Origin of the sequence: Streptomyces sp. NPDC005494, from assembly GCF_042872025.1 — a bacterium.
Taxonomy (GTDB): Bacteria; Actinomycetota; Actinomycetes; order Streptomycetales; family Streptomycetaceae; genus Streptomyces.
Genome location: NZ_JBIAJR010000030.1, coordinates 1 through 4,056 on the forward strand (window position 1 = coordinate 1; position 4,056 = coordinate 4,056).

The 4,056-nt window shown below is 69.9% G+C and carries 4 protein-coding genes; all 4 read right to left on the reverse strand.

All coding sequences use genetic code 11. The features are described from left to right. Positions 1–176 (reverse strand): flavodoxin-dependent (E)-4-hydroxy-3-methylbut-2-enyl-diphosphate synthase (locus tag ACFYQ6_RS34885; RefSeq protein ID WP_361587133.1); only part of this gene is annotated, 176 nt, incomplete at its 3' end. Positions 177–180: 4 nt separating this feature from the next. Then, on the reverse strand, positions 181–1,200 hold the full coding sequence (gene hpnH, locus ACFYQ6_RS34890) for an adenosyl-hopene transferase HpnH (protein WP_361587130.1): 1,020 nt from the start codon (positions 1,198–1,200) through the stop codon (positions 181–183). 6 nt (positions 1,201–1,206) lie between these two features. After that, positions 1,207–1,860, reverse strand: coding sequence for a 1-hydroxy-2-methyl-2-butenyl 4-diphosphate reductase (locus ACFYQ6_RS34895; protein ID WP_361587127.1), 654 nt, complete (start codon positions 1,858–1,860; stop codon positions 1,207–1,209). 4 nt (positions 1,861–1,864) lie between these two features. Continuing rightward, positions 1,865–3,880 carry a squalene--hopene cyclase gene (gene shc, locus ACFYQ6_RS34900; RefSeq protein ID WP_388766880.1) on the reverse strand — a complete coding sequence of 672 codons (2,016 nt, stop codon included), beginning with the start codon at positions 3,878–3,880 and terminating at the stop codon, positions 1,865–1,867. Positions 3,881–4,056 lie beyond the last annotated feature (176 nt).

The following is a 4,056-nucleotide window of genomic DNA, read 5'->3' on the forward strand; positions in this document are numbered from 1 at the left end:
TGCAACGTCGCACCGACATCCGACGTACGCGTCGTCGTCATCGACTGCACCGACACCGGTGCGTCCCCGCCGACCGCCACCGACCCGACCTGGATGCGCCGCGAGGGGCGGCGCACCGCGAGCGGCCGGGCCGGCAGCCCGGGGAGACCCAGGGAGACCGGTTCTCCTGTGGTCACGACGTCACCGGTTCCCGCCGACGGTCTCCCGTGCCGCTCGCAGGGACTCCTTCAGCGATCCCATGGTGGCGAGGACCGCTGTGGGCTCGTATCCGCAGTGCGCCATGCAGTTGGCGCAGCGCGGATCCTTGCCCCGGCCGTACGCGTCCCAGTCGGTGTCCTCGATGAGCTCCCGGTAGGTGGGGACGTATCCGTCGCTCATGAGGTAGCAGGGCCGCTGCCAGCCGAAGAGCGAGTAGTTGGGGATCGCCCAGGCCGTGCACGGGAAGTCGGCCTTGCCCTCCAGGAAGTCCAGGAACAGCGGGGAGTGGTTGAGCCGCCAGCGGTTCCGGTTGCCTCCCGCGAAGGACTTCTTGAAGAGCTCGCGGGTCTGCTCGACCCCCAGGAAGTGCTCCTGGTCGGGCGCCTTCTCGTAGGCGTAGGCGGGCGAGATCATCATCTCGTCGACCTTCAGCTCGTCGTTGAGGTAGTTGAGGACCTCGATGACGGTCTGCGGGGTGTCGGTGTTGAAGAAGGTGGAGTTGGTGGTGACCCGGAAGCCGCGCCGCTTGGCCTCCTTCATCGCCTCCACCGCTTCGTCGAAGACCCCTTCCTTGGCGACCGACTCGTCGTGCCGTTCGCGCAGGCCGTCGATGTGCACGGCGAAGGCGAAGTAGGGCGACGGCGTGAACTTGTCGAGCTTCTTACGCATCAGCATGGCGTTGGTGCAGAGGAAGACGTACTTCTTCTTCGCCACCAACTGCCGGACGATCTCGTCGATCTGAGGGTGCATCAGCGGCTCGCCGCCGGCGATGGAGACCATCGGGGCACCTGATTCGAGCACCGCCCCCACGGCCTGCGCGACCGGCATGCGCTGCTTGAGCACTCCCGCCGGGTGCTGGATCTTCCCACAGCCCTCGCACGCCAGGTTGCAGGCGAACAAGGGCTCCAGCTCGACGATCAGCGGGAACTTCTCCCGCTTGCGGAGCTTCTGTTCGAAGAGATACGTCGCAACCTTGATGGACTGACGGAGCGGCATGGCCATCTGGGCTCACCTCCTGGGGAGCAGCAAAGATCGGTGCCATTCATGGAAAGCCGGAAGCACGGCACGAAGAACGCGGAATGCCGATATTCCACCGCGCACCGTGCCGATACGGACGAGCTCATGCTCTGGAGCGTCCACGACCACCCGTACGGCCGCAACCGGGCGCGGCCCGGTCCGCACGGCGGTGCGGAGTGTGGCGGCGGACTCCATGTCCACCGCGATGGCACCGGTGGCCCGGAGGCCCGCCCTTTCGGGACCCCGTACGACGTGCCCGGAGCCGGCGAGCGGGCCGGTGTGGACCGTGCGGCCGGGTGCCGCCCTGGACAGCGCGTCGACCAGCACGCCGGTCCCCACGCAGACGGTGGTGGCGCCGTCGTCCCGGGTCTCCTCGGCCACGACGAGGTCACCCGGGTGCATGCCGGGAGCGAGCCCGGCGCAGAATCCCGAGGCGATGACCGCCGCGCCTTCCGCGCCGTCCCGCGCCAGGGCGCGCAGGACGGCGTTCTCCGCAGCTCGGGGCCCCATCCCGGTCCTGACGACGCTCACGTGCCCGTTCGAGCCGCCGGCCCTGCCGGTGCGCAGGGCGAGGCGCTCGATGCCGAGCGCGCAGGCGATCAGCAGGGGCGTGGCGGGGGCGGGCGGTCCTTGCGTACCGCCCATCGGATCAGGCCCCCCCGCCGGTCTCGACGCCGCCCACGCCGGCCGCGAGGGCGAAAGGTTCGCCGTACACGTACCGGCCGAGCGCCGTCAGGGGGAAGACCTGCCGGTAGAGGTGGTAGTTGATGGAGAAGTCCCAGGGGAAGCCGGTCCCCGTGAAGTGCGGCTCGTCCCAGGAGCCGTCGGCCTGCTGGGTCTCCGCGAGCCAGGCCACGCCTCGCTCCACGGATCTGGTGTCCCGCTCGCCTGCCGCGAGCAGCGCGAGGAGCGCCCAGGCCGTCTGGGACGCGGTCGAGCTGCCGTGACCGATCCACTTCTCCTCACGGTAGGACCGCAGGTCCTCGCCCCAGCCGCCGTCGTCGTTCTGGACGGATCTCAGCCAGTCGACGGCCCGACGGACGGCGGGATGTGCGGCGGGCAGCCCGGCGGCGATGAGCGCGGGCACCACGGAGCCCGTCCCGTAGATGTAGTTGACTCCCCAGCGCCCGAACCACGCACCGCTCGCCTCCTGTTCCGCGAGCAGCCATTCGACGCCCCGCCGGGTACGCGGGTCCTGGGCACGGCCTTCGACCGCGAGCATCTCGACGACATGGCCGGTGACGTCGGCCGATGGAGGGTCGATGACCTCGCCGAAGTCGCAGAACGGCAGCCGGTTGGGGAACGGGCTGGTGTTGTCGGCGTCGAAGGCGCCCCAGGCGCCGTTGCGGGACTGCATACCGAGGTTCCAGCGCACCCCGCGCGCGATGGCGGCCTCGACCCTGGACGGGTCGGGGTGGCGGACCCGCCGCAGGGCCAGGACGACTTCGGCGGTGTCGTCGATGTCGGGGTAGTTGTCGTTGTGGAATTCGAAGGCCCAGCCGCCCGGAGCCAGTTCGGGCCTGCGTACGGACCAGTCACCGGGCCGTACGATCTCTTCGCCCAGCATCCAGTCGGCCGCCCGCACGAGCGCCGGATGGTCGGGGCTCACTCCGGCGTCGGCGAGGGCGATGGTGGCGAGGCAGGTGTCCCAGACCGGGGACTGGCAGGCCTCGATCATGCGGGCACCGTCCTCGCGCCAGACGGTGAACCGGTCGAGCGAGGCGAGGCCCGCCCGCATCACCGGGTGGTCCAGGTCGTATCCGAGCAGGTGGAGGGCGATGACGGAGTACACGGCGGGCGGCTGGATACCGCCCCAGCAGCCGTCGTTCTCCTGCCGCTCGATGATCCAGCGGGCCGCCGCGTTCATCGCGGTACGCCGGAGCCTGCGCGGGGCGACCTTGTGGTAGAGGTGCAGCGCCTTGTCAAGACGCTGGAAGACGCCGTCCCAACTGGTCACAGGGGCGGCGGGCCTGGCCGGATCGGGGCAGGCCGGGTCGGTGTGCAGCTCGTCCAGGGTGAACGGCGCCGGGCGTACGGGCCGCAGGGCGGAGACGATGGTGAGCGGCACGATGGTCTGGCGTGCCCAGCAGCCGAAGTCGTAGATGTTGAGCGGGACCCACTTCGGGAAGAACATCAGCTCGGGCGGGAGCTCCGGGAGGTCCTCCCACTTCCACCAGCCGAAGAGCGCGAGCCAGATCCGGGTGAAGACCCGGGACTCCGCGATGCCGCCCTGTTCCCTGACCCAGCCGGCCGCCCGGATCATGTGCGGGTCGTCGGGCCGGTCTCCGGCGAGACGGAGGGCGACGTACGCCTCGATGGTGGCGGAGAGGTCGGGCGGCCCCTCGTAGAAGGTGTTCCAGGTGCCGTCGCCGAGTTGCTCGCCCCGGATGAAGCGGGCCGCGGCCTTGACGGTGTCCGGGTCCTGGATTCCCAGGAACTGGCGGAGCAGCAGGTCCTCCGCGTCCATGGTGACGTTGGTGGCGAGGTCGCCCTTCCACCAGCCCTGCTCGTCCTGCCTGCCGAGGAGGTGCTCCACCGAGCGTTCCGCGGCCCGCCGCGCGACGGCGAGCGTGTCGTCCGCGGCGTTGGTCGATTCGGTCGGATCGCTTGCCGGGACCGCGCGGAGGTTCGCGGCCCCGGTGCTTCCGTCGGTCGTCGCTGTCATGGCTTCCCCTTCGTGCAGTCTGGTCCTCTGCTGTGCTGGGGTCTCCGTCGGCGGGGGGCCCGGGGGGGGCCCCCCCCCGCCCGCCCCCCCCCCATGCCCCTTTATAAAAAATTTATTTAAAAAAAAAAAAAGGCGGGCGCCGGGGTCAGCGGCCGCCCAATTTAACGCAAGTAGAA